The sequence below is a fragment of the Mesorhizobium prunaredense genome (assembly GCF_900156895.1).
Taxonomy (GTDB): domain Bacteria; phylum Pseudomonadota; class Alphaproteobacteria; order Rhizobiales; family Rhizobiaceae; genus Mesorhizobium; species Mesorhizobium prunaredense.
The window spans coordinates 66,390-92,780 of the sequence record NZ_FTPD01000017.1; the positions used below are offsets into that span (position 1 = coordinate 66,390).

At 60.1% G+C, this 26,391-nt stretch carries 22 protein-coding genes and 2 pseudogenes; 12 read left to right on the forward strand and 12 right to left on the reverse strand.

Going from position 1 to position 26,391, the window contains the following annotated elements; translation table 11 throughout:
• Positions 1-344: 344 nt before the first annotated feature.
• A pseudogene (locus BQ8794_RS36445) lies at positions 345-608 on the forward strand (ribbon-helix-helix domain-containing protein); the annotation flags it as partial.
• 540 nt (positions 609-1,148) lie between these two features.
• The gene (locus BQ8794_RS14795; RefSeq protein WP_077378813.1) at positions 1,149-1,901 is read left to right on the forward strand and encodes an acetoacetate decarboxylase; all 753 of its coding nucleotides are present in this window, start codon (positions 1,149-1,151) and stop codon (positions 1,899-1,901) included.
• A gap of 272 nt (positions 1,902-2,173) precedes the next feature.
• Here the strand turns inward: BQ8794_RS14795 and BQ8794_RS34745 are convergent, their stop codons facing one another.
• The 3 genes from BQ8794_RS34745 to BQ8794_RS14805 form a co-directional block, all read right to left on the reverse strand.
• Positions 2,174-2,407, reverse strand: coding sequence for a hypothetical protein (locus BQ8794_RS34745; protein ID WP_143744570.1), 234 nt, complete (start codon positions 2,405-2,407; stop codon positions 2,174-2,176).
• Positions 2,408-2,559: 152 nt separating this feature from the next.
• Positions 2,560-2,808 carry a DUF6074 family protein gene (locus BQ8794_RS36450; RefSeq protein ID WP_008872004.1) on the reverse strand — a complete coding sequence of 83 codons (249 nt, stop codon included), beginning with the start codon at positions 2,806-2,808 and terminating at the stop codon, positions 2,560-2,562.
• 584 nt (positions 2,809-3,392) lie between these two features.
• Entirely contained in the window at positions 3,393-3,722 is a 330-nt protein-coding gene (locus tag BQ8794_RS14805) for a beta/alpha barrel domain-containing protein (RefSeq protein ID WP_077378816.1), read from the reverse strand.
• Between BQ8794_RS14805 and BQ8794_RS35935 the strand changes: the two genes are divergently transcribed.
• From BQ8794_RS35935 to BQ8794_RS14815, 3 genes are all read left to right on the forward strand, one after another.
• On the forward strand, positions 3,708-4,223 hold the full coding sequence (locus tag BQ8794_RS35935; RefSeq protein WP_174654452.1) for a hypothetical protein: 516 nt from the start codon (positions 3,708-3,710) through the stop codon (positions 4,221-4,223). The genes BQ8794_RS14805 and BQ8794_RS35935 overlap by 15 nt on opposite strands.
• On the forward strand, positions 4,186-6,480 hold the full coding sequence (locus tag BQ8794_RS14810) for an ATP-binding protein (RefSeq protein WP_174654455.1): 2,295 nt from the start codon (positions 4,186-4,188) through the stop codon (positions 6,478-6,480). Before BQ8794_RS35935 ends, BQ8794_RS14810 begins: the two co-directional genes overlap by 38 nt.
• 454 nt (positions 6,481-6,934) lie before the next feature.
• A complete protein-coding gene (locus BQ8794_RS14815) occupies positions 6,935-7,123 on the forward strand; it encodes a hypothetical protein (protein WP_008871997.1) in 189 nt (62 codons plus the stop codon).
• 154 nt (positions 7,124-7,277) lie between these two features.
• Here BQ8794_RS14815 and nodU read toward each other — a convergent pair whose 3' ends face one another.
• On the reverse strand, positions 7,278-8,963 hold the full coding sequence (gene nodU / locus BQ8794_RS14820; protein WP_077378819.1) for a nodulation protein NodU: 1,686 nt from the start codon (positions 8,961-8,963) through the stop codon (positions 7,278-7,280).
• Between the two features lie 623 nt (positions 8,964-9,586).
• Here nodU and BQ8794_RS14825 point away from each other — a divergent pair.
• Entirely contained in the window at positions 9,587-9,835 is a 249-nt protein-coding gene (locus BQ8794_RS14825) for a DUF982 domain-containing protein (RefSeq protein WP_077379103.1), read from the forward strand.
• A gap of 287 nt (positions 9,836-10,122) precedes the next feature.
• Here BQ8794_RS14825 and BQ8794_RS14830 read toward each other — a convergent pair whose 3' ends face one another.
• The gene (locus BQ8794_RS14830) at positions 10,123-11,025 is read right to left on the reverse strand and encodes a dihydrodipicolinate synthase family protein (RefSeq protein WP_077378822.1); all 903 of its coding nucleotides are present in this window, start codon (positions 11,023-11,025) and stop codon (positions 10,123-10,125) included.
• A 40-nt stretch (positions 11,026-11,065) separates the two neighbouring features.
• Positions 11,066-12,304, reverse strand: a complete 1,239-nt coding sequence (locus tag BQ8794_RS14835) for a trans-sulfuration enzyme family protein (protein WP_077378825.1) — start codon at positions 12,302-12,304, stop codon at positions 11,066-11,068.
• Positions 12,305-12,372: 68 nt separating this feature from the next.
• On the opposite strand from BQ8794_RS14835, the gene pdxR reads away from it, so the two are divergent.
• The 5 genes and pseudogenes from pdxR (at position 12,373) to BQ8794_RS37380 (ending at position 18,125) form a co-directional block, all read left to right on the forward strand.
• The gene (pdxR, locus tag BQ8794_RS14840) at positions 12,373-13,911 is read left to right on the forward strand and encodes a MocR-like pyridoxine biosynthesis transcription factor PdxR (RefSeq protein ID WP_077378828.1); all 1,539 of its coding nucleotides are present in this window, start codon (positions 12,373-12,375) and stop codon (positions 13,909-13,911) included.
• 187 nt (positions 13,912-14,098) lie between these two features.
• A pseudogene (locus BQ8794_RS14845) lies at positions 14,099-14,808 on the forward strand (B3/B4 domain-containing protein).
• 722 nt (positions 14,809-15,530) lie between these two features.
• On the forward strand, positions 15,531-16,160 hold the full coding sequence (locus tag BQ8794_RS14850; RefSeq protein ID WP_077378831.1) for an FMN-binding negative transcriptional regulator: 630 nt from the start codon (positions 15,531-15,533) through the stop codon (positions 16,158-16,160).
• A gap of 548 nt (positions 16,161-16,708) precedes the next feature.
• The gene (locus BQ8794_RS14860; RefSeq protein WP_077379104.1) at positions 16,709-17,551 is read left to right on the forward strand and encodes a TIM barrel protein; all 843 of its coding nucleotides are present in this window, start codon (positions 16,709-16,711) and stop codon (positions 17,549-17,551) included.
• A gap of 343 nt (positions 17,552-17,894) precedes the next feature.
• Positions 17,895-18,125, forward strand: coding sequence for a hypothetical protein (locus tag BQ8794_RS37380; protein WP_425293537.1), 231 nt, complete (start codon positions 17,895-17,897; stop codon positions 18,123-18,125).
• A 61-nt stretch (positions 18,126-18,186) separates the two neighbouring features.
• Here BQ8794_RS37380 and BQ8794_RS37025 read toward each other — a convergent pair whose 3' ends face one another.
• On the reverse strand, positions 18,187-18,318 hold the full coding sequence (locus tag BQ8794_RS37025; RefSeq protein ID WP_280113299.1) for a hypothetical protein: 132 nt from the start codon (positions 18,316-18,318) through the stop codon (positions 18,187-18,189).
• Between the two features lie 475 nt (positions 18,319-18,793).
• Between BQ8794_RS37025 and BQ8794_RS14875 the strand changes: the two genes are divergently transcribed.
• Complete coding sequence (locus BQ8794_RS14875) at positions 18,794-19,477, forward strand: transposase (protein ID WP_244554970.1); 684 nt, start codon at positions 18,794-18,796, stop codon at positions 19,475-19,477.
• A 253-nt stretch (positions 19,478-19,730) separates the two neighbouring features.
• On the opposite strand, the gene BQ8794_RS14885 is transcribed toward BQ8794_RS14875, so the two are convergent.
• From BQ8794_RS14885 to BQ8794_RS14905, 5 genes are all read right to left on the reverse strand, one after another.
• Positions 19,731-19,889 (reverse strand): DUF3309 family protein, encoded by a 159-nt coding sequence (locus tag BQ8794_RS14885; protein ID WP_077378844.1) that lies wholly within the window; start codon positions 19,887-19,889, stop codon positions 19,731-19,733.
• A gap of 113 nt (positions 19,890-20,002) precedes the next feature.
• A complete protein-coding gene (locus BQ8794_RS14890) occupies positions 20,003-23,179 on the reverse strand; it encodes an efflux RND transporter permease subunit (protein WP_077378847.1) in 3,177 nt (1,058 codons plus the stop codon).
• An 80-nt stretch (positions 23,180-23,259) separates the two neighbouring features.
• Complete coding sequence (locus BQ8794_RS14895; RefSeq protein WP_008878236.1) at positions 23,260-24,435, reverse strand: efflux RND transporter periplasmic adaptor subunit; 1,176 nt, start codon at positions 24,433-24,435, stop codon at positions 23,260-23,262.
• A gap of 155 nt (positions 24,436-24,590) precedes the next feature.
• The gene (locus BQ8794_RS14900; RefSeq protein WP_077378850.1) at positions 24,591-25,328 is read right to left on the reverse strand and encodes a sulfotransferase; all 738 of its coding nucleotides are present in this window, start codon (positions 25,326-25,328) and stop codon (positions 24,591-24,593) included.
• A 274-nt stretch (positions 25,329-25,602) separates the two neighbouring features.
• Positions 25,603-26,391 carry an ABC transporter permease gene (locus BQ8794_RS14905; RefSeq protein WP_008878233.1) on the reverse strand — a complete coding sequence of 263 codons (789 nt, stop codon included), beginning with the start codon at positions 26,389-26,391 and terminating at the stop codon, positions 25,603-25,605.

A 26,391-nucleotide genomic window follows, 5' to 3' on the forward strand; every position in this document is an offset into this window, starting at 1 on the left:
CACATCGGGACATTGACGTGACCTTGCCACAGCGATCGTTGATCGTGCTCGAATCGGCCGGCGCTCCAACGCATGCGCAACATTCGAAGGTTCGCCAGCGCCTGAGCAGTTGCCAATTCCGTTTCCCCCTTGGCATACCCGTCCAATGACGTAACTCGGTGCAGTCGCACCGAGCAACGCTTGTTCGTCTACTCGAAAACGAGCAACCCGAGTTCTGAAGCCGCGTTGAACCGACTATTCCCTCGCAATGGAGACAAGACGATGCAGCTCTTCTGTGGAGAAAATGCCGAAATGAAAACCGCCGGACAGGAACAACGGCGGTCCACAGGAACGGGAGGCCACAGATGTGCAAGGTTTACGCGAGACAGGATCCCGAAGGATACCGCCAGACCAACCGTTCGGTCCGTGTTGCCGGCCATTCGACCAGCATCCGGCTCGAGGCCGCTTTTTGGACACTTCTCGACGAAATTGCCGAGAGCCAGGGTCTGTCAACGACGAAATTTATCTCCAAGCTCTGTGACGAGGCACTCGAGATCAACGGAGATATCCCGAACTTCGCGTCTATGCTCAGGACTACCTGCGCACTCTATCTGCGCGGTTACCGGCCCTCACACGAGCGTCTTAAATTCAAGCGAAGCTGCGTGAAGGCGAGAGGGCGCAGGTGGAGCATTTGCACCTGCGCGCGGACACGAATTTGCTCGGTCGCTAGACCTTGGATCAAGCGGAACGCTGGGCAGACTCTTTCCCTAGCAGGTGACTCCGCCGGTGAATGCTTGTTTGCGTCGAACCGTTTGTAATTCGCTCGACTCGCATTGATGCGCCCCTCGTGGAACGGGATAAATCTGCAGGGGGATAGGAATGGTGCCCAGAGGTGCCCGACCCGGTCGGTGCTTATTTCGAAGCCTCTGTAAACTCGCGCATATACACAAGCCCTAGGCGATACCTGTGTCGCCGATGCCGCAATGGCAGGATGCTTACAAAAGAGGACATATCAGACCTAATAGCTGAGCGGCCGTTGTAGCAAACCTGAAAAATATCAATCAATCAAAGTATTACCGCCTTGGCATGCTCCTTGCGAGCTTCATGTAGATCTTAGCAGTGTAAGCGTTCTTATCCGGGATGCAGCGCTCACCGGGGAGGTAGAAGCCTTGAAGTCCAAAGATGTGCGTGCCCAAGCCTATTCGATGCCGCTGACAAGCCCCGCCTACCCGACGGGGCCATATCGCTTCGTGGACCGCGAGTACCTTATCATCACCTACCGGACGGACCCCGACCGGCTACGCGCCGTAGTCCCTCAGCCACTCGAATTCGATGATCCCTTGGTAAAGTTTGAGTTCATTCGCATGCCCGACTCTGCGGGTTTCGGGAGCTATATTGAGTCCGGCCAGGTCATTCCCGTTAGGTTTAACGACGTGATCGGCGGCTATTCGCATGCCATGTATTTGGACGACGGACCGCCAATTTTGGGTGGCCGTGAGTTGTGGGGATTCCCGAAGAAATATGCACATCCTGCGTTAGAGGTCTATGGAGACACACTGGTCGGCACCCTCGACTACGGCCCGGTCCGGATCGCAACAGGCACCATGGGCTTTAAACATTGGGCGCTCGACCACAGCGAGGTTCTGGCCTCGCTGTGTCAGCCGACATTCCTCCTGAAGATTATTCCGCATGTCGATGGCAGCCTGCGCGTCTGCGAGTTGGTACGCCTTAAGATGGAGGACGTGACATTGAAGGGCGCATGGGGTGCTCCCGCAGGCTTGGACTTACGGTCGCATGCACTCGCGCCGATTGCAGAACTGCCGGTTCTGGAGGTCGTTTCAGCCGCCCATTTCATCGCGGATCTGACACTCGGCCTCGGGACAGTTGTTCACGACTATCTGGCCGAACCGCAGGCGGCGTGAACCCGAAGTCAAGGTGATCAGAAAACGACCAGCATGTAGGTCGGGCAACAAAGAAAGTTGGCTGTCACGAAGCAGCATCAAGCCGTTGCGGAAAGTTTTCGGTGTGCCGTTCGCGGACGGTGTGGCCGTGCGACGACTGTTGCTATGACGATGAGCCCACCTCGTAAAGCTAGATCGGAGTCATCGGATCTCGTAACAGAATCCCGCGCTCACAGCCCCACTCTGCGAGGGGCGCTGTATATGTCGCGGCGTCTATAGCGCGGGGCGACGCGTCAGTAAAAAATGGAGTTGGTGAAAGCTGTGGATTCAAGAGTTCCTGTTGCCGAGCAGAAAACGAAACCGAGCTTCCCCGATTTGGCATCGGCGACCAGCCATGATCGTCCGTTCTCCTGGCAAACATCAAGAAAACAGAATCGACTTTTCAGCGGCATCGACCCGATGCCGGCGATAATGGCCGTTTTCGCTCCATTTCGCTCTTGGTCGCAGGAAGGTTGCCCGAACAGCACGGACTCGTCCGCGTTGAGCCGATCGCCACGAATGTTCGAAGTTACTCATCGGCTTGCTGCGCTCGCGTCGCCGTGCCGGGCAACAGGATTAGGTCGAGGGTCTTTCCTGGCCCCGGGGTTCTCACACGGCAAGCCTTCCTCGCGAGCCGATGCTATCGTGCCAGTTTCGCAGACCGGGTGGCTATGTCGCGTAAGACAGAACGGAGAAGCATTCCAATTTCCTGTTCGGCGAGCCCCGGTCCAATTCCTGATTCGGACAGTTGGACGAGAATTGTCTTGACGGTGCTGCGCCAGAACGCGTTCGCGTCCTCCCCGTTCTTGGATTCCAGGACCCGCGCGATACCTTCAACCAATTTCCGCCGACGATGCAGCGGAAACGCGATTATATTTGATTCACCCATCGATCACCTCACGCCTTCAGCCTCGCAAATAAGCATTGGCGGGTTAAAAGATTTAGTTATCAGCGCAATTTTGCAAAGTGCCTATCAGTGGAACAAGGGCCCCACTACTGCCCAATCCGGGGTTGAGCTGTCAGTCTGAGGGCCAACCTGAGCGTTGCAAAAGGGAGGTGGTTCGCGAAGGTCAGTCGTTGAAACGGCATCCACCGACTAAGTGCAATGGGACATTCTAGAGCCAAGGCATTCCGCGCTTCCGGTCTCAAATCTCGTCGTCAGCGCCATCGTTCATTGGAACACCGTCTATCTTGACCAAGCAGCGACGCGCCTGCGCACTGGTGTTCCGAAGGAAGCGACAAAACTGCCACAAGTACGTGGCCAGCCAGCCTTTCCGCCACATCCAATGTCTCGCTCTTGTCATCGGCACGTTCCCACCTCGCAGGATGCGTTCCACCTCGACAGCGATCAGCCGTGCGGCCTCATCGCGCCAATGTCGGCTTGGACGACTTCCCGCAGCCGGCAAATTTCTCGCTTCGTCATCGCGATAGCTCATCCACTGGTCAGAGTCAGACACAATGTTCGGTCGGCCGTTACTCCAGAAAGCGTTCCTCGTCGACTTTGACCTGATCCATCCTTTGCAAACGGAACACCTCCTCGACGGAAACGATGTCTCGGTTGACGTTGTGGATGCCGCGATCCTTGAGGATGCGCGCGAAGACATCCTTCATCGCCGTGACCGAAGCGCGGATCGCGTGGTTGCCATAGATCACGATCGCGATCCTGCCGAGCGCCTTGATACGTTCCTCGTTCATCTCCGGATACGCAGTCGGCACGATCACGATTAGCGCCTTGCCGCTCCAGGCACGCACGAAGCTTTCGACTTCGTCCGGCGCCTTCTGTTTCGAGTGGATGAGGATCATGTCGGCGCCGGCCGCTTCATAGGCTGCTGCGCGCTTGCCGATATCCGGCGCAAGCAAGCCCAACTGGCCGAGTTGCCTGAGATCGCTTCACCGTCACGGACCTGGACCGGCAGTGTCGCCGACATGATCGAGGTCGACGCCAGTCTGAGAACGCGGCTGTCCTCGAGTGTGGAAGAGCTCGAACGGGTGACGACGAAAATCGCCTCGGTCGACGTGGACGCGGTGATCCTTGCGATTTCCGAACGGGTTCGCGCCCTGGCCGACCGCAAGGTGCGCCACGTCTCGGCCGGCCTCGACCTGCCAAGTCGCAGGACGGAGCTGCAAATCCTGCACAATGCCGTGGCGACCTGCCTTGCCGCTCTTGGAAGGTCCTCCGAGCCACACCCTGCCAAACTGCTCTTGCCTGCTGCAACCATAGGCGCTGTGCGCACCATGGTCGAGCAGCGATCCGGGATCGTTACGCGTGCGCGTTGCGCGCGAGGAGGCCGCGGCTGCTGCTGATGCGCTTCAGGCGGCACGCGAGCGGGTCGGCGAAGAACGGGCCGTCCCCGAGCCTGCCAGGGCAAGGCTGGTTTCGGCTTTGTCTACGGCGAAGGCCAGCGGGTACATGAAGGAGACCAAGGCGGCACGCGAGGCCGCGGATGCGGGTACAATTCGATGGGAGGCCGCGATCACGCGCTTGCATCCCTGGTCGGGCGATGCTCAGGCATTGGCCAGGATCGCCATTCCGAATGCTGGACAGCTTGGCGCATGGAAGGCGCTGGCAGCAGAGCTCGGGAAGAGCAGGGGTGTCCTTTCCGAACGTCTTGCCGAGCACCAAGGCAATCACGACTTGCTTTCGGCGCGGCTGGAAGCCCTTCGTGCCTCGGTCGATGTCACCGACGATGATGCGGCGGACGTCATTCGGCGTGCCCGGGACGAGTCCTGGGCAAGGCATCGCGATGACCTGACTGGCGATACGGCGGATGATTTTGCGGCAGCACTGGCTCAAGACGACCGCGTCGCGGAAGGCCGTCTGGCCAACGCCCGGGAACTCGTTGAAATCCGTAGCACAAGCCGGAACATCGCAGAAACCGCGGCCACCATCGCGCATGCGCGCGACCAGCTTGCACGCAACGGCTCAGATCGGGAGGCTGTGCTCTTGGAAATTCGCGCAGCGGCAAGAGACCTGCTCGGACCGCGCCAGGAAACATCCCCCGAACAGCTGATCGAAATGATCGAGGATCGCATTGCTGCCCGGGTCGATGCGCTCGCGGCATGGGAGGAGATCGAGCTTTCCCGCAAGAAGACCGAGCGCGCGGTTGATGAGGAAGGCCGAATACGCCTGGAGCTGAGCGGCGCGCTGGCGAGCGTCGGCGTCGGTTCAGATCCTGGTGACAGCCTGGAAACGGTCATGGCGGTGGCAGAGCTGTTCCTTGAGAGGCAATTCAAAGTGGACGCTGAGCGCACCGAGGCGCTCAAGACCGTTGGCACAAGGCAAGAGGATCTGGCCGGCAGGCGCCGAGCCATCGAAGTCGCAGAGCGGCGTGAGGATGAATGGCTAGCCGGCGTTGCCGAAGCGCTCAAGGGCACCTGGCTCGAGAACGGCATCTCGGCGCCCGGCGTCGGCGGCGTCCTGGATCAATTGGCTGAACTGTCCAAATGTCTTCAAGACCGGGACGCCATGCAACTCCGTATCGACAAGATGGAAGCCGACAGGGACAATTTCCTGGTTGAGGTTACCGCCGTTGCAGCCGAAGCGGGCGAGGCGGCCGACGACAACGAACCGGAACAGCTGGCGATTCGGCTTGCCGAGCGCCTGGAACGCGCCGAGCGCACGCGCGAGGCCAAGGCAAGCCTCGTCAATGACCTGCAGCGCCTGCAGGATGGGCGTGAGATCCTCGATGCCGAGATTTCGGCACATGAGCGCCGCAAAAACGAGGTCCTGAGCGTCTTTGGCGTGGCCACGCTATCCGAAGTCGTGCAACGCGACGAACTGCTGCGCGACAGGGATCGCCTGCGCACAACCGTGGCCGAACTTGAGGAACAGGTTTCGTCCGAGCTCGCGGTGGAAGGGTTCGAGCAGGCGCGTTCGATATTAGATGCTGTCGATCTCGACAGTCTTGCAATCGAGAAGGCTGAGGCCGAACAAAGGCTTCACGCTTCTGACGAGGCGATACGCCAGCAGCTCATTCGACAGACGCGCGCGACCGACAAGCTGGACGCCATTGGCGGCGACAGTGCTGTTGCCCGAATAGATGCCGAACGGCGCACCGTCCTTCTGGAAATCGAGGAAAAGGCCGTCCGTTATATCGAGTTGAAATTGGGAATAATGTCGGCTGGAAATGCTCTGCGTCTCTACCGCGAGCGTCACCGCTCCGGGATGATGGAGCGCGCATCAGACGCATTCGCCCTCATGACGCGCGGCCAGTATTCTGGCCTGACAACTCAACCTGTGAAGGGTGGGGAAGTGCTCATCGCGTTGCAACGCGATGGACAATCCAAGGTCGCCGACGCGCTATCAAAGGGCGCGCGCTTTCAGCTCTATCTGGCGCTCAGGCTTGCTGGGTACTACGAGTTTGCGCAGTTTCGGCCGTCCGTGCCCTTCATCGCAGACGACATCATGGAAACCTTCGACCATGTCCGTTCCGAGGAGGTCTTCAGGTTGTTTGGCGAAATGGCAAGTGCCGGTCAGGTGATCTATCTTACGCATCACCAGCACCTATGTGAGATCGCCAAGGCCGTCGTGCCGAGCGTAGCGATTCACGAACTTAGATAGCAATGGGTGATTGTGTCGTAACCGCTCTACGTCCATGAGGGCGTTTTGCGCTACCAAACATTTGATTACGACGTCGAGCTCGGCAGCTACTTGTATTGTTGGTAGCAAGTTAGCCAGAGCCATGCTGGTCCGAAATATGTGGACATTTTTCGGACACTCGAAGGCTGAAAGTCGGCATTCGACCCAAACACGCCGCAGACCATTCGACCTTATGTCGATGAAGATGCGCCAGGGTCTGGAGTGGGCTGGGATCAACCAGCGTAGGTCAACGAACCGAGTATGGTTTGGTTGCGATTGAGAGGCGGACGCCAACCACATCTTCAATAATGCCCGCCTGCTTATCGCCTTCACCATCGAGGTAATGCGACGAAATTCGCCGCGCCTCAGGATCGCTCAATGCTTTCTTTACTGCGGCTGGTGCGTCATTCTGACTCGAGCAACGGAGGTCGGAGTTATGGCCCGCGAAGTCGAGTTCCAGGATGACGATGTGCTGGTCACGTCGCGCAACCCGCTGAAAGGCACCTTGCTGCTCATCACGGATGACGATGATGAGGTCGAACTGCAACTCGACAAGGAAACCGCCGAGGCATTGATGAGTGCGCTGGGAGCCTTTCTAATGGAAGGCGTGGTCGGTCCCCTATAGCCCCCTGCCAAACCCACCAGCGCGCGCTCCTGCCGACCGCAGTCGTACGCCGCCCTTGGCTCTGTCGCCCTGGCGGGCTTCCTTTGCCAGCGAACGCTTTCCACACTTCGGCTCGCGGCAACTCAGTTCGCCACGGGAACGTGGCGCAGATCGCTCAGCCCTCGAATTGACTTGCACCTGTCTTGGTCAACAGCAACCCATCGCACCAAACGTGGTCTACGCATCCCCACTCACAGGCGGCAGCTGCATCCGGAAAAAAACCACGTCCATTGAGATTTGCGCTCGTGTTGCAGAGCAGCGAAATGCCCGTGAGTTTCTCATATTCCATCAGAAGTTCTGCAATTGGGTGTTCAGAAGTTCTCGAAACAGTCTGAAGTCGCGCTGTCCCGTCGAGATGGACGACCGCGGGGATTTTGTCTTTCCACTCCGAACGGGTTCGGTGATCGAACAGCATGTAAGGATCCGGCGTGCCGGGGTCAAACATGTCAGGTGCACGATCCTCCAAGCATATTGGCGCTACCGGCCGGAAGTGCTCTCGAACTTTGATTTTGTTGAGATGGTCCTTCATTTCCGGCGAAGTTGCGGCCGCCAGGATGCTTCTGCCTCCCAGAGCACGTGGACCAAGCTCTGCGCGGCCTGCAAGGAACACCACAGGCTTGTTGTCGGCGAGCACGCTGGCAAGTTCTTTCAGGCTGCAAGCAGAAGATTGCCAACCAGGCGGAACCTTGCCATGGCTCACATTTGGCCCGCTGTAGACTGACCAGTCGAGATGTACGAAACCATTATCGCCGGCCAGCGCGCAGCAAGCGGCACCGATCGCCGATCCGCTGTCGTTCGGAAACGGCGGCACCCAGACTGCGTCGAACAAACCGCTCGCCCGAAGGGCGCTGTTCCATTTGATGTTCAGCCCGCATCCGCCGGCTATGCACAGGTTTCGGGTTTCGGGAACCGAGTACCCACGCAGCGTGCTTGTCATCCCCCGGACGAGAAGACGCTCTACGAAGGCATGGAAGGAAGCAAGAATGTCCTCGGGCGTTTCGGCGATTAACCGCGACGCGCTTGCATCGAAGAAGTCGTGCACAGCCGTGAGTAACGCGTCTTCACTGTGGCTGTTGTTCCTGTAGCCAAAGGCAAGGTCCGTATCCCCGGCGAAATGATAGTCGTAAAGCTCCTGAAACACATTCATGATGTGTTCATGGACCACACCGAGCGCGATATAGGCCATCAACTTGCCGGCGATACCGAGATTCCAGCCAGTCCGCAGTTCTTGCCTGTAAGGACCGAAATGTTGGCCCGCGGCGGCATAGGCATGGCCTATCATCGGAAACAGGCACCCAACAAATCGGACTCCACTTGGCTCGACGTAGTAAAGCCGCGGAAAGATGCAGCCGTCCCATACCAGACAAAATGCCGGTTCCTCTGCTTTGGCGAATGAGCTGGTGCAGTATGCGGAAGCTACGTGCCCAAGAACATGCGGGTAGCTTTCATAAGAAAATACCCCATTGTCGAGCATGAGACCGGAACCTTGATAGGCTGTCAGGGGATTTTCGGCGTCCCGCTCCACATATGGCGCGCCGTTGAGAGTGATAGGGGAGCCCTTACTCAGAACCTGGAATTCCGACTGGATCTCACCGTCCCATCCGTCAATGACGAACCGGTCGATATCGCGCGGAGCAAGCCCGTTTTCCGCCAAAACGGCGACGACCGTCTCAAGCCGCTCGATATGTTGGTATCGTGGGTTGTTGTCGAGCTTCTCCTGCTCGATGCAAAAGACTAATCTGCCGTCTTCCACGACAGCGATTCCCCCGTCGTGCGTCAGCTTGATACCGCAAATGCGCATAGTAGATCCTTGTCGAGGTGACCGTGGTGCAACCGCAGAAACGGCTGGAAAACATAGCCGTGGGTTTTGATGTTGCGCTATGCAGGATCATGAGGAACCGGTAAATTAGATTGTTTGGATGTGAGGCATCCGCGCGGTGAATGATAAGGTCTGCCGCGTGATTTAGAACAAGATGGCTGACACCAGCGCTGTGCGGCACAGTAACAAGGGCTGGCCACCGCAAGCCGCTGGGCAACGATGTGCACGGTCACGCATCACCCGCGCCACAGGAGGTCCGCGCTCCCTAGGCACCGAGCGTGCGCGTACTGAGCACGAAGGTGTCGCGCTAGAGCCTTCCCTGATCAAGCTACTCTTTAGGTCTCTATCGACAAGATTTTCGATGGCGAGGGCAGCGCCCAATTCGCCTTTTTGAATCGCGCCGTCATGTTGGCGGCACAACCTCCGACATCGACGGATCCCGCCTGCAGATCGGCAGCGGATCAGAGCGGCTAAGCGCGTGTGAGGTTACCGCGGGGTTGGTCAAACGGGCATTGTCTCGGCTCATAGATGCAGTGGTACCGGGTCGGCTCGGCAAAGAAGACGAGCGGGGTCCTATTGACGGATATCGCCTTGGGGGCGGAGAGATGACCGGCTTGCACAGATTTGAGAGGGCGGTCGTTGTTCAGGTTGGCCGCCACAGTTCTGAGCGTATCGTATTCGATGTCAACCAAGCGGCCGCTATCCTGATCCGTGACCTTCATCATCGGACCGAGAAACGGAGGGTAGCGATGGACGCTTGTCTGCAGGTATTGCGTGGTGAGGCCCATCCACCAGCTGCTCGAAGGGCTTTTGTGGCAGCCGCGCTTGAAGCAAAGATCCTTCGCAGCGATTGAATGCTGTAGCACATCAAGGTTTTGGTGCTTCGAGTGGAAGTCGTCTGGCCCGAATACTCTTCCGGAGAAATGTAGGCGTTGGCGGCCCGGAACGCAGCCTACCTCCCTCGCCGATAAGACGTTCTGCCAATCGAACAGGATGCGATTGGCGTCGAGACCTGTCGACCCATCGGCGATCAGCACGCCGCGCGCATTGTTTCCGATCAGATTATGGAGAACATCTCGGCTAATCCCATCGAAAGGGTCGGTGCGTACATTTTTCCCTCGGCGATATGAAGTCGCGCGGCTTACGATCCGACACCTGATCCTAGACGGTCCAGGACGCCGGCGAGTTGGCACTTCGCGGCAGCGGAAAGCGGCTTGATTGGCCGTGGGGGCTCGGCGGAACAGATTTCGAGGAGCTCGGCGATTGCGTAGACGACGCGAAGGCTCGAGAACGTCTTAAAAAGCTCCCACACCGGGGCCAGGGTGGCGTCGATCCGATGTGCTTCTGTGTAGTCGCCGTGCTGAGCGGCTCTGACCATTCTCAGGCAGGGGTCGGGCAAGATGCCACCGAGGACGCTGTACCATGTATCGGCGCCTGCGATCAGGGCCTCGGTGGCGTTCCAGTCGCCGCTGTAGCCGATCGAGAATCCTTTCGGCACAATTTTTTTCTGGTGCGCAAGTTGGCCTTTGATTGCATCGCCCCGGTCGGCTGAGTTTTTAATAGAGAGGATCCCAGGCAGCTGTCCCAGACGCTCGATGAGCGCTGGCGTGAAGCGAAAATGCGTGTTTCCAGGATTGTCGTAGATCACGATCGGTAGGCCGCTTTCGCGCGCTACTGTCGAAAAATGCTCGAAAACTTCGTCGTCAGTGAGCGGGGTGTAGGAAACAGCCGCGAGCAACCCCGCAGCCGCGCCGAGGGCCTTCGCATCACTTGCATAGTGTACCGCTTCATCGGTGCGCAAAGCGCCCACGCCCACCACGAGCGGGACTCGTCCACGCGTCTCGTCCAGCGCCTCGCAAATCGCCCGGCGGCGTTCCGCGCGCGACAGATACATATACGTGCCGGTGCTACCGAGCAGGCCGATGGAATCCACCTTTGCTGCGCAAAGCCGCGCTATCAGCTTTCGAAGCGCCAGGACATCGACGACGCCGTCACTGTCGGTTGGCGTTATTGGGAAGGCCGAAAGGCCGCTCAGGAAAGCCATGCTGAAGCTCCCGTTATTACATTGGGTGAAGCGTTGGGCATCAGACCCCGTCCAGCGCCTGCTCTAGATCCGCGATCAAATCGGCGGCGTCTTCGAGCCCTACCGACAGGCGCATGAGGTCGTCGCCGACTCCGTCAGGCAAATGCGCATCCTTGCGGACTGACTTGCGCGAGCGGGTCAGGCTTGCCGGATGATAGATGAGACTGTCAGCATCGCCGAGGCTGACCGCCCTGATGATCAGCTTGAGCCGGTCCATCATACGGCGCGCCCCCTCGAACCCCGTTTGGAGCCCGAAAGCCAACATGCCCGAGCCATGCGACATCTGCCTGCGCGCGATCTCATGGTCGGGATGAGAGCCGAGAAATGGATAGCTAACCCAAGCCACAGTCGGGTGCGCCTCGAGCGCCTGAGCGACCGCAAGCCCAGAGGCACTGTGACGCTCCATACGCAACGTGAGTGTCTTCAACCCGCGCAAAATCAGGAACGCCGACATGGGCGAGAGCGCTGACCCGGTGAGATAGCGCAGGCCAGTTTCGCGCAGCAGGTGCAGTGTTTTCGCATCGCCGAGTATCACACCGCCCAGAGCATCGCCATGGCCATTGATGTACTTGGTCAGCGAATGGATCACGATGTCGGCTCCGAGTTCCAGCGGACGCTGGAGAGCGGGCGAGGCGAAGGTGCTGTCGACCGCGACCTTCACGTCGCGAGAATGGGCGTGTTCGGCAATGGCGGCGATGTCGAGGATGCGGCTCAGCGGGTTGATCGGCGTCTCGAAGAACACGAGCCGGGTCCTGTCAGTGATGTCGCCATTGAGATTGCTCGGATTCGACAGGTCGACGGCAACGACCTTGATGCCAAATCGCGGCAGCCCCTGTTCGACCATGGCGAGCGTATTCGAATAGAGTGTCTTGTGGACGATGAGTTCGTCACCATGCGAAAGCAGCGAAAGGATCAGGGTGCCGAAGGCCGCCATCCCCGAGGCGAGTACCAGCCCAGCTTCGGCTCCTTCGAGATTGGCGAGCCGTTTTTCCAGGACCTCGGTCGTCGGGTTGTATTCGCGTGCGTAGAGTCTTCCGCCAAGCGCTGCGGCGGCTTCGTTTGCTGCCACGCTTTCAAATCCATAGGTCGATGTAAGAAACACAGGCGTCTGAACGGAATTGGACAAGCCGGGCGGATCGTAGCCATGATGGATGGCCCGTGTGGCGAATGCGAGATCGACGTCGTTCCGGGACGGCGTTGTTGTTGCGTCGGCTTCAAGCTGATCTTCGGCGCTGGTCATCGGCTTTAGCCCTCTTGATTTGGAGGACAATGCCGTCACACTAACTCGGAGGGAACGTCCAGTTGGCGATGAAAGAAATGGTCCAGCCTTCTCCTGCCGCGTCGACAGCTCGCTCGCAAGGTCTGGGCGCGCGCCAGATCTGCGAAGCTCTTCGCGAGCAGATCCTGGGTGGCATCTATGAAACGGGCAGCCAGCTGCCATCGTCCCGCGGCCTTGCAAATGAACTCGGTGTGTCGCGAACCACGGTCACCGTGGCATATGACCAGCTGGTCGCCGAGGGTTTCATCGAGGTCTTTCAAGGCGCAAGACCTCGCGTTTCATCTTCGCTAGTCCGCAGTAAAGCGACCAGCGCGGTCCCGAAACGGACTGGCCCGATCCACCTTTCCTCTTACGGCGAGCGACTGCGCGCCAGTCCGCCACGGCGCGATTACCTCCCCAACCGCTTCAAGGTCGATTTCCGTTATGGCGACCTCGCGCCATCTGATTTCCCGGCGCTGACGTGGAAGCGCGCGATGAACGCGGCGATGTCACAAAGCCCCGGAAGGCTGGCCTACCACGATCCACGCGGCTCGCATCGCTTGCGCCAGGCGCTGCAGGGATATTTGTGGCGTGCCCGAACCCTTAGCTGCCAGGTCGAGCAGATCCTCGTCGTCAGCGGATCACAGCAGTGCCTCGACATGTGCGCGCGACTGCTGCTCGATCCTTCCGACAGCTTCGTGATCGAGGATCCCTGCTATAGAATGGCGCGCCAAGTCTTTGCCAGCACAGGAGCCACGCCCGTCGCTGTCGCCGTCGACAACGAGGGCATGAAGACCGAGCTGCTGCAGGAGATCCCAGCGCGGCTGGCCTATGTCACCCCGTCGCACCAATTCCCGCTCGGCGGCGTCTTGTCGATTTCGCGGCGGTATCAGCTCCTCGAATGGGCTCGGCGCAATGACGCCTATATTATCGAGGACGATTACGATGGCGAGTACCGGTACGACATTCGACCGGTGCCCCCGCTGCATAAGCTGGAAGACCGCAGTTCCGTAATCTATGTTGGCACGATCTCCAAGACACTGTCGCCGATGCTGCGCATCGGCTACCTGGTGGTTCCGGCCGAGTTGCAAGACGTCTTTGCGATGGCCAAGCAGCTTCTGGACAGGCATTCTCCGGTTGCGGAACAGGAGGCCCTGGCCTCACTCATCGAGAGCGGTGCATATGAAAGCCATGTGCGCCGCGTCCGCCGTCTTAACGGCGAGCGGCGAGAGGCACTGCTTGCCGTCCTTCGACGCGCGTTCGCAGACAGTATCGCCATCGAGGGGGCCGATGCAGGGCTGCATGTCGTCGTTTGGTTCAAGGATCTTTCTCGGTCGCTGGAGGACGTCCTGGTTGAAGAGGCGCGGCAGGTCGGGGTTGGCATCCACCCGATCTCATCGCTGTACATCCGAGATGAAGGCCGCGCTGACCGGATTGGACTGGTGATGGGCTATTCCGCCCTGACCATTCGGCAGATCGAGAATGGCGTTCGGCTCCTTACTGGCGCTGTCCAACGGGTAAAGAGTTTTGCCGAGGATCCGGCAAGATGCTCAATACCCGCCCTGACAGCGAGCGGACCTGGCTCGTAACCCCAGAGTCGCGCGGGCATTGATCGCAGACTGGATCAGCAAGACTTGCCAGGACTGGCTCTGTCGGCCAGTCCGGGTCCCGGGCAGGACTCTGACCCTGGGACCTGGGCAAGGGAATTCTTGAGGAGACTCTCAAATCCGGTGGAAGCAAGGCGCCGTCGCGGCCTGCTTAAAGGAGAAAGCGTTGTTGGATTTTCCGCTGATCGACGAAGAAATAGCAGAGATCGCACCTGACTTTCGCGCAATCAGCATTGTTGTTGATGCACAGGACAGCGCGCGAGGCGTCATGGCTCGGGACGTGTTGGGAGAGGCTTGCGATTTCGTCCGAGCGGGGGGACCCGCCTGGGGAGAAGCGCACTTGGCCAATTGGGCGGAGGCATACGTCCGGTTCGGCGCGAAACCCCGTGCTCGGCGCAGGCATTGAAAAAACGGGTGGAGAAGGATGGCCGCATCCCATCAATAATTCCTATCGTTGACCTCTACAATGCAGTGAGCCTGCGTTTCTCAATACCCGTTGGCGGCGAAAATTTCGATGCATATGTCGGCAAACCGCGGCTGACGATTGCCGTAGGAACGGAGTCCTTCCACACTGTTTTGAATGGGGACGCGGTCGTTGAAAGCCCTTCCAAGGGGGAGGTCATCTGGCGCGACGATCTGGGAGCTACATGTCGCCGCTGGAACTGGCGGCAGGGCACGCGCACCCGGTTGGAGACGGTGGGCGGCCGCATGTGGTTTATTTTGGAAAGCTTGGCAGCGATGCCGGAAGAAGCGCTCGAGGGCGCGGCTAAGATGCTCGTGAGCGGTCTGAGAGAGCTTGCACCAGGGTGTAAGGTCTACAAACAGGAAATCACCACCGCTAAAGCCTCGGTCGCCAGTTCCGACATGCGGGTCGGTTGAGGAACGTGCCCGTCCGGATGTATGATCGGTTCGCTCGCAACCAGTGCGTTCCTTTGCGGTCCGGGCCTCCTGGGGCTGCGAAGGTCGACAGGAGGTAAAGCCTCTCGCCATTTCGTACTCGGCAGGCCAGCGGAAGATGCGCCACTTCATAAACCGAATCGACCCAGCGTAGCCACGGTCCAAACATTGCGCACCCCTTCGGGTTGGTGCTTTGATCAACTTCAACTGCCGAGGCTGAACTGGCCTGCATGCGCGACCTGATAGGCAGGCCAGGCAGCACGGAAAATATCGGCGATCTCGATCGAGATGCCGAACGCTCACCCGTCGGGCGAACTCTCCGCCTCCTTGAAAAGGCCAACTTCTCGAGCGGACCGCAAGCGGCATATCTGCGGGTCGCGAGCTTGCGTAGACCGCCGCGTGTCGAGCTTGCGTCCCCAGCAGGACCTGGGTGAGGCCGAGGTAGGCGCCGTCTTCAGGGGTGGCGAAGCTGTGACGCAGCGTGTGCCGGCCGGGCCCTTTGACGGTGTTGGCGCTTTTGCTGTCTCGGCGACGATCCGATGGATCTGCAGCGTCGGTCTCGCGTGCTGCCCCGGGAACAGCCAGCCGCCGCGTCCCGCGATGCCACTTCACCAACTGGACGGCTTCAATTGCAACAAACTGGCTGTTTCCAGAGGGCCAGATTGCCAGTATCTAACCTGCAACGCACACACGGAGTTCCCCCGATGTACACCCCTCCGGCCTTCCGAGATGATGATATGGATTTCCTGCGAGCGAGCATCCGCGCAGCGCCGCTGGCGAACTTCGTCACCGCCACGGCCGAAGGACTCTTCGCCTCACCACTGCCCCTCTTGCTAGATGAAAGCGAGGGCGAGCACGGCGTGATCTACGGCCACCTCGCGAAGGCCAATCCGCAGTGCCGTGTTCCGCCGCTATGCGATGGCTTGGCCATCTTCATGGGACCGGATGCTTACGTGACCCCGGCGTGGTATGCGGCCAAACAGGAAACCGGGAAGGTTGTGCCGACCTGGAACTACGTCGCCGTCCACGCCTATGGCCCGGTCGAGTTCTTCGAGGATACGGGTAGGCTGCTGGCCGCCGTGCATCGCCTGACCGACCACCACGAGGGTGGGCGCGTCTCGCCTTGGGCAGTGTCGGACGCGCCGCCGGATTTCGTGCAGGCGCAACTCCGCGGAATTGTGGGCCTGCGCATGCCGATCACGAGGATCGAGGGCAAGCGCAAGATGAGCCAGAATCGGAGCGCGGCCGACCGCGCCGGAGTGGCTGCGGGCCTTTCTTCTAGCGAGCGGGCATCTGACCGTGAGGTCGCCTCTCTCATCCCCATAGCAACATAAACTTCGTCGGTATCGACCACCATGCCAGATTTAACCCAACTCGCCCTAGACCTTGCCGCGGCCTTCGTGCTCGCCATAACGCCCGGTCCGCGGAGACTCTATGTTGTCGCCCGCAGTCTCGCCGGCGGTCGCCCCGATTGCGTTCAACAAGCTCGCTGACGTGTTGCGCTTGTTTCAAGGCCGCACGGCGGCGAGTCCTGGATGGATCCAGAGCCTGAGGGAAGGTCGGGGAGGCGCTATGATCGCGCTGGGCATCGGCCTCGCTACGAAGAAGCAGCCTGCCACATCAGTTTGGCTCCGGATCGGCGCGACATCCGGGCTGGCGCTTACTGTGTGGAAGCAGCTGGATAGCCTTCAGCCATCTTCGGTCATTTCGCCTGGCAGATCAATGTTCTCAAGAGGCGCGGTAGTATCCGTTGCGTGAAAGTCGGCTCACAATGAGAGACAATCGTGTGAATAAAGAGCGGGTCAGTTCGATTGGCTCGCCTTCCTATGCCGATCAGTTCGGCGTCGTAAATCAACAAACGGCAGAAGCCAGTCACCCGATAATGGCGGCCGCCTTGATGAAGGAAACCCACTCCGTGCGCCAGGCGACACTTCGGTTTGCACTCGACCACATGGCGACGCCCGGGCTTGATGTCGGGACGTTCTTCGCGCTCGCACGCGATCTCGGTCTGACCGACGTGCAAATCCGGAACAATCCCTGCAGTAAGGCTGCTGTGCGCGGCAATCCGCCGGCGGATGTCCGGTCTGCCGCTGCCGAAGCAGGCATCACGATTATCTCAGTCAACGCCTTGCAGCGATTCAACGAATGGACTCCCGCCCGCAAGGCCGAGGCCAGCAAGCTCGCCGATTATGCGGCCGCCTGTGGCGCCCAGGCGCTTATGCTGGTGCCGGTGAACGACGGTTCGTGGTCCGCCAATGGCGAGCGCCCAGGCAATCTCCGCGTCGCCTTAAAGGCGCTCAAGCCGATACTTCAGTCGCGGGGTCTGATTGGGCTCATCGAACCGCTTGGCTTCCAGACCTCCTCGCTTCGATCGAAGAACGAAGCGGCTAACGCTATAGCCTCGGTTGATGGCCAGTCCGTCTTCCGGCTTGTGCACGATACATTCCACCACACGCTCGCCGGCGAGACGTCCTTCTTCTGCGATCTGACCGGTCTGGTGCACGTTTCAGGCATAAACGATCCAACCTTCTGGATTCATCCGGATCGCATCCTGGGAGGTTCCGACAATTGCAGCCAGATCCGGGCGCTACTTGATGGCGGCTATACCGGTCCCTTTTCTCTTGAGCTCGTCGAGGAAGTCCACGCGTTGAATGACTCTGCAGGCGCATTTGCCGCCAGCATCGATCTCATCCGACACGGGCTACTCACGCGAGTGCCGGTCTAATTCGCGTAGGCAATTGAGCGGAGAAGTCATTGGAGATCGCTCCTGTGTCCCGCTCATGCAGGTGCTTGCCGGATCACCATTGTCAGGACTGGCCATTGCACCGCCTTGGGCGGCCGCGGCAGTTCGATGGATCCGCAAGGCGAAGGTTGGATCTGATGCTGAGGCCGGCGGGCTATCCGAACTTTCGAGTTTGACGATGTCTGATTGGGATCGCAGGGGGCGAAGCATAACGTAGCCGTTCTAAGTCGAAGCGGGCTTGCGCCGAGCCAATTTGGCGTTTCTTAGACAAAGTCTATGAAAACCGTTCGAGTTTGCGAATACATTTCTGCACGATGGTGCTGTGATGCTCGTCCGAGACGGACACGTAATAGCGACCGTTGAAGAGGAGCGCCTCAACCGGATCAAGCTCACCAACAAGCTCGCAAGTGGGGCGATTCAACACTGCCTTTCAGCCGCTGTGGTTCAGTTCAAAGAGATCGATCGGGTAGCCTTCTACGCTGCCGAAGCTATTGTAACGCCGCCCTCGAGAAGATGCTTGTTTCCAGCCGGACGCTTCCATCCTTTAGGATGCTAAAATTGATGGTACAGAAGCTGTTCGCGCAGGAGTTCGGCACCGAGCTGGGGGTTCGCGTCTCTCATTTGTAAGTCATCCCGCCGCGCCCACTTCCATCTCCATCAGCCGCTCGGCGGCAAAGCCGATCATCTCGCGCATTGATCGGCGTCGGGATCTTCTTCACGAGCCCGCGCAGGTCCATCATGTTGGTCATCGGTGCTTCCTTCGAACCAGGTTGTCAGCAACCCAACCCTACCGAAAAACATCGATAACCCCCGCTACGCCGCTCGCTCGCTACCGCGCTGTTGAGGGCGCGCTCGCGAGCGGCTTCTCCACCGTCGAGCTACACCCCGTCCCAGGGCGCGACCCGCAGCACTGCCAGTGCAGATTGGGTCGCGCTCTTGAGCGGCTTCTTTCAGTTCGTATGCCTGCCATCGATGTACCATCGAAGATGCGGGAGATGGTTTTTTGCATGCTGCGGGAAATCCACCACCTCGTCGATCCCGAGAGATGGCATAGCCACTTGCTCTTAGGGGCTCACACCCAGTCTGTTCGGGGGTGTGCGCCGCCAGTAGGGCTTGCTCGGGCGGTCGGATGCATATAGCTCGACCACAGAAGAAGCGGCCGGACCTTCAATCGTCGTCTGCCGCGACTTCCTTCGCAATTTCGTGTTCAACAAGGAACTACCTATGAGGCGGCAGCCCCGGGCATTCACGGTGGAGATCAGACAGAAGCGCAGTTCTCAAAAACGGAGTCGTTCGATCTGGGGCGATGTCGATCTCACCGCAGCAACGGCCGAAACAAGAAGGGAACTCGAGGAGATGGAGTTGCCAAATCGTCGCCTTGTTGACTCGAGCGTCGTAGCGCTTGATGCTGAACACATGCACAAACCGCGAGCGGAGCATCTCATGGCAAATCCCCTGGACGCAGAACCAGTAACAACTGCAACGCAACCGGCAGCCAAATTGGAGACGCTTGAAAAGAAGAAGGCCAAACGGTCGCCGAAGGCGAAGGCTGAGCCCAGGCCGGCTGCTCGGAAGAATGCCCCTAGCGCGGCGTCCGAGGCGAAGGAAGCACCAGCAGCGACCGTCCGGGCCGGACGTAAGACCTACTCTGAAAAGGAGCGCGCCCAGATGCTCGCCCTGATCCAAAAGTCTATCAGTGGCGGCGACACCCACAAGAGCGCCGTAAAGCAGGCCGGCATCTCGGAACAGACCTACTATCAATGGAAGAAAGCTTCGCCGCCTGCGCCGGTTGGTGACGATCTGAAGGACCTCGTCGCGCTTGAGGAAGAAAACAAGCGACTGAAGAGCCTGCTCGCGGAACGCCTGCGCAAGGAGAACGCGGAACTGAAGAGGAAGCTCGGGCTTTAGTAACCCTGAATCGCAGATCGGAGCGCCAGAATTCTTGTCCGACGCGCTATCCGAGAGCTCATAGTTTACGCGTCCTATCTGCGCTTCGAACCGCACCAGCTGGTCTCGACGCGGCTGGAAGGCATCATCGGCGAAATCCCGCATACGCCGCTCGATCAGGCTGTCGCCGAGGCTCTGAAAGATATCGGCATCGCAACAGTGAACGGCGTTTCCAAAGCCGCCTGAACGCAACGTCGAAAAGGGACGCCTAAGCTTAGAGCCGCCCCATCAGCAGCAACAGCAGAACCACCACCAGCACCACACCGACAATGCCTGAAGGTCCGTAGCCCCAGGAGCGCGAATGCGGCCAGGCCGGCACCGCGCCGATGAGGACAAGGATCAAGATGATGATGATAATGGTGCTGATCGGCATGAGACATTCCCGGCATTTGCTTCAGGGCAATGCCCTCGCATTGCCGGGGAAACAATGCAAAAGGCCGCCTGGCAGTTCCAGGCGGCCTTTGCCGGTCGAAACGACAAACCTGTCTATTCGGCGGCTTTCGGGAAGGCGATTGCCGGCTCGGTGCCGGTGTCCGCTGTCGGCGTGTCCGACGAGATCTCGCCCTTACCGCGGCGGAACAACCGGCTGATCAAGCCGCGCCGTGCGCCCGGCTTGACCTTGGCACGAGTGAACACCATCAGCATCGACGGCGTCACCACCAGCGTCAGCACCGTAGCGAACGACAGGCCGAAGACGATCGCCGAGGACAGCGAAATCCACCATTGCGTCGACGGCGCATTGATCGTCGACTCATGATGGAAAATTTCCAGCCCAAGGCCGAAGGCGATCGGCAGCACGCCAAGGATGGCCGACACTGCCGTCAGCACCACCGGGCGCGCACGCTCGCGGCAGGTCTGCAGCACGGCGTCCATCTTGTCCCAACCCTCTTCGCGCAGCCGGTCATAGGTGTCGATCAGCACGATGTTGTTGTTCACCACCACGCCGGCAAGCGCGATGACGCCGATGCCTGACATGACGATGCCGAACGTCTCGCCTGTTATCAGCAGCCCGAGGAACACGCCGATCGTCGCCATGACCACGCAGGACAGCACCAGCCAGACGCTGGTGAACTTGTTGAACTGCGCTAACAGCACCAGGAAGATCAGGAAGATCGCCGCCCCGAAGGCCTTGCTGAGGAAGGCGCTGGCTTCGGCGCTGTCCTCGTTCGAGCCGGCCAGCTTCCAGCGGATGCCGCTGCCGAGATTCATGTCGGTGACGGCCCGGGTGACCTCCTGCTGCACGGCCGCGACCTGGGCGCCGGCGGCAACGTTGGCCTGGACGACCACGGTACGCGCGCCGTCGATGCGGTTGAGGATGCCGACCGTCGGTTCGGGCTTGCGCACGACGAAGTTCGAGATCGGCACCGAGCCTTGCGAGGTTTGCACCCTAAGCTCGTCGAGCGTCGACAGCGTGCGCCGGTCCTCCGGCAAGCGCAGCCGGATGTCGACCGCCTTGTCGGCGCCGGCAGGCCTGTATTCTGAGAGCTTCAAACCGTTGGTGACAAGCTGCACCACGGTGCCGACCGAGGTCGGGCTGATGCCGTACTGGGCAGCCTTGGCCCGGTCGACCTCGAGCGCCCAGTCGACGCCGGGCGGCGGCAAGCCGTCGGAAATGTCGATGACGCCGGGCACCTTGGCGATGCGCGCCGCCACCGCACGCGCCTTCTCGTCCAATCCCTTGGGGTCGACGGCCGAAAGCCTGATCTGGATCGGCTTGCCGGTCGGCGGGCCCGCTTCCGGAACGCGGACCTCGACATCGACGCCGGGAATGCCCGCCATGACGCCGCGCAGATCGTTCAGGATATCGTTCGCGGATTTGCGCTCGCGCCAGTCGATGAACTCATAGTTGATGACGCCGACGACGTCTTCAGGCACATCCTGGCCGCCGCCCTCGGACTTGCCGACGCGTGTATAGACCGACTTCACGCCCGGCCAGCCAAGCAGCCGGTTTTCGGCGATCTTTGTCGCCGTGTCCATTTCGGCCACGGAAAGGTTGCCGCGGGCATGCACATAGAGCAGGCCATAGTCGGGTTCGACACTCGGGAAGAACTCGACGCCGGCGCCGTACTTCGAATAGCCGACGAAGATGGCGGCCAGCAAGACGACGGTCAGCACAATCACGGTGATGGGGAAGCGCACCGCTTGCTTGACGACAGCCATGTACCAGCCGTCGCGATTGCCGTCCTCATGATGCTGCGGCGCCTTGGCGAAGATTGCTCCCAGCGTCGGTGCGAACACCAGCGCGTAGAGCATCGAGGCCGAAAGCGTGACGATCAGCGTGATCGGCATGTATTTCATGAAGTCGCCGATGATGCCCGGCCAGAACAGCAGCGGCGAGAAGGCGGCTATACGCGTCATCGTCGCCGCGATGACCGGACCGGCCATGCGCTTGGCGGCAAGCGCGAAGGCTTCCTGCTTAGGCATGCCCTCGCTCATCCGCCGTTCGGCGAACTCGGTGACGATGATGGCGTCGTCGACCAGCATGCCGACCGCCAGAATGAGGCTGAACAGCACGATCATGTTGATCGTGTAACCCATCATGGCGAGCAGCAGGATGCCGATCAGGAAGGAGGACGGAATGGCGAGGCCAATGAGCAGCGAGGCGCGGCCGGACAGCGCGTAGAGGATGACGATGAACACCAGGATCACCGCGATCATCACGTGGTTCTGCAGATCGCCGAGCAGCTGGTTGACGAAGACCGACTTGTCCTGCGTGTAGGTGACGTGCATCCCCTCGGGCATGGTCTTGACGAAGGTATCGGACACCTCCCTCACCTTGGTGAGCGTGTCGATCAGATTGGCGCCGATGCGCTTCTTGACCTCGATGGCGATGGCCGGCTTCCCGTTGAGGCGCGTCACCGTCTCGGCATCCTTGAAAGTCGAGCGGATCGTCGCGATGTCCTTGGCCTGCACCACGGCATTGGGGCCGGCGACCACCGGCAGCGCCGCGACATCCTCCGGCGTCTCGATCAATGACGGCACCTTGACGGCGTATTTGCCCTGCGACCCCTCGATGTTGCCGGCGGCGACCAGGCTGTTGGAAGCGCCGACGGCGCCGATCAGCTGGTCGAGCTGCAAGCCATAGGAAGACAGTTTCATCGGATCGATGACGACCTCGACGAGATCGTCGCGGGAGCCCTGCAGCGAGCCTTCGAGGACGCCGGGCACTTCCTCGATGCGGTCTCGCAGTTCGCGCGCCGCGGCGGCCAGCACGCGTTCGGGCAATTCGCCGGACAAGGTGACGACCAGCACCGGGAATTCGGAAATGTTGACCTCGGTGACGACGGGCTCCTCGGCCGCCTGCGGCAGGTCGGCCTTGCCGTCCTGCACCTTGGAGCGCGTATCCTGCAGCGCCGTCGCCAGGTTCGTCTGCGGCTGGAACTCGACCAGCACATAGCCGCCGCCCTGGAAGGCGGCCGAGCGCATTTCCTTGAGGCCCTTCAGGCTTTTCAGCTTGCTTTCCATCGGCCGCAGCAGAAGGCGCTCGGAATCCTCCGGCGAAATGCCTTGATAGATCAGGCTGACATACATCATCGGGATCGGAACGTCGGGTTCGGCTTCCTTCGGCGTCGACTGATAGGCGACCCAGCCTGCAATCAGCAGGAAAACCAGGACCGAGATGGTCAGGCGGGCATTGTTGATTGCGAGTCTGACGATATCCATGACTTATGCCTGCTGTGCTTGTCGGGGAGTGGCGAACGGACTGACGTCGCCGGGCGAGGCCCGGCGCCGGCACGCCTGCGCTACTGCGTCCCGGCCGTGGCCTCGCCGATCAGCTTGTTGATGGTCGCCTGGTCGGCCTCGACCGGCTTGACCTCATCGCCTTCCTTCACCAGTTCCTGGCCGGCGACGATGATGCGCGCATCGGCCGGTATGCCGCCGAGCACGAGGCCGGTCGGCGTGTCGTCGACGAGGTCGATCGGGAAGAACGCCACCTTGTTGTCCTTGCCGACGGCGCGGATGCCGAGGTCGCCCTTGTCGCCGAGCGTCACCACCGAACGCGGCAGCAGCACCGCGTCGGTCGGCAGCGCGCTGAGCTGGATTTCCGCCGTCATGCCGGCCGGCACGGAGCCATCGGCATTGGGGATCGCGACCTCGACACGGAAGGTGCGGGTCGCCGACGACGCGTCGCGGCTGATGTAGCGCACGGTGCCTTTCACGGTCTGGCCGCTGACCAGCCGGACATTGGCCTTGTCACCGATCTTGAGATAGCCGAGGTCGCGCTCGCTGATCTCGCCGCGCGCGATCACCGGATCGAGCTTGATGATGGTCGCCACCTCGCCGCCCTGCATGACGGAGCTGCCGAGTTCCACCGGCACCCGGTCGATGACGCCGTCGAACGGCGCCTTGACTTCGTTGCGGTCGAGTTCGGCCTGCGCGGTATCCAGCTGAGATTGCGCCTGGGTCAGATTGGAGCGGGCGGTGTCGAGCTGCAGCTTGGGCAGATTGCCGGTCTTGGCGAGCCGCTCGGCGGCATCGAGCTCGGCCGTGCGCTGCGCCACGAGCTGCTTGGCGTTGTCGACCATCGAGATCTTTTCTTCGGCGGCAAGCATCAGCACGAGGTCACCGGTCTTGACGTGCTGGCCTTGGCTGACCGGCAGCCTGTCGATGACGCCGGCGACCCGGGTTGCCAGCACCGCGCGTTTGTCGGCCTCGGTCAGCCCGGAAATGCGGATGGCGCGCGCATAGGTCTTGCGCGGCGGCGTCACCACCGCGACCGTGCGCAGCGGCGCCTTCGGTTCGGCTTGCGCCGTCTTCGGCTTGCTCGCGTCCGGCGCCTTGCCCTGCTCGACTTCGGCTGCCTTGGCCTTGTTGGCCGCTACGCTGCCGACCGACGAGAATTCGCCTGTCACCATCCACGCCGCGAAACCAATAAGCACAACAATGGCTGCAAGCTTGTGAAACCTGATTTTAGGCATCGTCATTTTTCCACTGCGGGTTCACCTCTGTATGAGGGAAGCGGTCCTCGTTGATGCCGGAGAGGAGAAGCCAGCCTAGGTGAAGCAGCAGTTGCGCGACCACGATCAGATGGCACAGAAGCTTGGCTTCGAGCGTGAACCGAGAACGGCGCCAGTCAGAGACCACCGACGTCAAAGAAGCGGGCGTAAGGTCCATCCGCGAAGTGGAGCTGCAACTCATCAAAATTCTGCACCGTCTGGTCTAGCGCTCGCGTTTCCTGGCGCTGAAGGAGGGCGCGATCAGATAGCTCAATGGCCGGAGCGCCCAGGAAATCCCAAACCTTTCCCAGGCAAGCAGCGGGTTCGTGAAGGAGGCTCTCGTATTCGACTACAAGCAGGTGGCTCGGCGTGAAGGAGTGCTCGATGCGAGCGTGGAAATCGTCCGCGGCTTTGAAGTAAGCCTCGCAGTCAGCGATTGACAATCTGACGCGCGGCGGCCGAGCGGCGTCCGAACTGAATTTCAGCCACTGGCCGCTTTGCCTTGCCTGTGCAAAGGACCGTAGCGATTCCAATATGTTTCGGGTTACGAGGATTACCTTGAGTGCTGGCCAACGAGTCAGTTCAGCAAAAAAAGCTGGGCGATCGTGAAATTGGGGTTCATTGATCTTGCAGCCGATATGCGTCACGTTCCTGTAGTCTGGCGTGGGATAGCGCAAATAGGCTTGTTCAAGGAGCTCACGATCGGTGCGTAGCAGGCGATCCTTCCCGGGCCAATTGGTATCATACTCATTGAGCAACTCACCGTTGCTTAGTACGGTCGGATGCTCATTTAGCAATTCCTCCAGATAGTGTGTGCCAGTCCTTGGCATGGCAAGGATAACAAAAGGCTGAGGTGTCGGCGTGCGGTGTGTCATTGCTATGTGTTTCCAGCTAGTAGTGGTCGCGAGGGTTTAGGGCAGACCAGGGCACAACAAGCTCGGCTGCTATGTCTTGAACGGGGACTCGATTCGCCCTCATGCAACCGGACCGCTCCTAGACTTTTCGCGGCCGACATCGGCGGATGCTTGCGGCAATGGCTAAGTGGCGGCTTCGCTTTAGTGTTGCTGTGCCACGCAGCTTGGCTCCAGCTCTGATGGTAACCAGTTCGCGATCCATCGAGGCCTCCTTCTCGGGCCGTCGTCAGCAGCGTCAACGCATCAGGCGTCGACGAAACAGCGCAGCAGAGAGGAAAAACGGCAATACCGCATACATACAAAGTGCGCCGATATGCAGCCCGACGTTGTCTGCCGCGTGGCCAAGCATTACCGGACGGATCAGGTCGATAGAGTTCGCCAGCGGCGAGAAGGCCGCCAGGCGCTGAAAGGCGCCTGGCAGCTGGCCGACTGGAAAGACCGCGCCAGACAGGAACAGCATGGGTGTGATGACGAGCGTCTGATAGAATATAAAATAGTGGTAGCTGGGCGCGAGCGCGATGACGACCATTGCCAGGCTGGCAAAGGCGAAGCCGGTGAGAGCGACGACCGGCAGCACATAGGGGACGGACGTCCACGCCGCATAGCCCAGGGTGGCAGCAACAATGGTAATTGCCGTGCCGGCCAGAAAGGCCTTGGTGGCTGCCCATGCCAATTCACCGAGAACGATGTCGCCCAGGGTAAGTTGTGTATGCAGGATTGCTTCCCAGGTGCCCAGGTCGCGCATGCGACTGAAAACCGCGTATATTGTTTCGAAGGTCGATGCGGTCATCGCGCCTGTCGCGACCATCCCGGCTGCCAAGAAGGCAATGTACGAGGCGCCTTCAACCCGACCTACCATTAGTCCAAGACCAGTACCGAGCCCGAAAAGGTAAATCATCGGATCGGCAAGAGTACCGAGAAGCGACGCAAATGCGACCTTCTTCCACGCCAGATAGTTGCGGCGCCACACCGCAATCCAGTTCCACGCGTTGGCGGGCAGTGCCGCCGCAAGACCTTCACGCAT

Coding starts and splice junctions, on each gene's coding strand:
- BQ8794_RS14850 (WP_077378831.1), top strand. CDS start 15,531: ATGTACACCCCTCCGGCCTTCCGAGATGATGATATGGATTTCCTGCGA.
- BQ8794_RS14905 (WP_008878233.1), bottom strand. CDS start 26,391: ATGCGTGAAGGTCTTGCGGCGGCACTGCCCGCCAACGCGTGGAACTGG.
- nodU (WP_077378819.1), bottom strand. CDS start 8,963: ATGCGCATTTGCGGTATCAAGCTGACGCACGACGGGGGAATCGCTGTC.
- BQ8794_RS36450 (WP_008872004.1), bottom strand. CDS start 2,808: ATGGGTGAATCAAATATAATCGCGTTTCCGCTGCATCGTCGGCGGAAA.
- BQ8794_RS14835 (WP_077378825.1), bottom strand. CDS start 12,304: ATGACCAGCGCCGAAGATCAGCTTGAAGCCGACGCAACAACAACGCCG.
- BQ8794_RS14900 (WP_077378850.1), bottom strand. CDS start 25,328: ATGACACACCGCACGCCGACACCTCAGCCTTTTGTTATCCTTGCCATG.
- BQ8794_RS14890 (WP_077378847.1), bottom strand. CDS start 23,179: ATGGATATCGTCAGACTCGCAATCAACAATGCCCGCCTGACCATCTCG.
- BQ8794_RS37025 (WP_280113299.1), bottom strand. CDS start 18,318: ATGACCAACATGATGGACCTGCGCGGGCTCGTGAAGAAGATCCCGACG.
- BQ8794_RS37380 (WP_425293537.1), top strand. CDS start 17,895: ATGCTCGTCCGAGACGGACACGTAATAGCGACCGTTGAAGAGGAGCGC.
- BQ8794_RS14815 (WP_008871997.1), top strand. CDS start 6,935: ATGGCCCGCGAAGTCGAGTTCCAGGATGACGATGTGCTGGTCACGTCG.
- BQ8794_RS14830 (WP_077378822.1), bottom strand. CDS start 11,025: ATGGCTTTCCTGAGCGGCCTTTCGGCCTTCCCAATAACGCCAACCGAC.
- BQ8794_RS14860 (WP_077379104.1), top strand. CDS start 16,709: ATGGCGGCCGCCTTGATGAAGGAAACCCACTCCGTGCGCCAGGCGACA.
- BQ8794_RS14895 (WP_008878236.1), bottom strand. CDS start 24,435: ATGCCTAAAATCAGGTTTCACAAGCTTGCAGCCATTGTTGTGCTTATT.
- BQ8794_RS14805 (WP_077378816.1), bottom strand. CDS start 3,722: ATGATCCTCATCCACTCGAAACAGAAGGCGCCGGACGAAGTCGAAAGC.
- BQ8794_RS14825 (WP_077379103.1), top strand. CDS start 9,587: ATGACCGGCTTGCACAGATTTGAGAGGGCGGTCGTTGTTCAGGTTGGC.
- BQ8794_RS14885 (WP_077378844.1), bottom strand. CDS start 19,889: ATGCCGATCAGCACCATTATCATCATCATCTTGATCCTTGTCCTCATC.
- BQ8794_RS14875 (WP_244554970.1), top strand. CDS start 18,794: ATGAGGCGGCAGCCCCGGGCATTCACGGTGGAGATCAGACAGAAGCGC.
- pdxR (WP_077378828.1), top strand. CDS start 12,373: ATGAAAGAAATGGTCCAGCCTTCTCCTGCCGCGTCGACAGCTCGCTCG.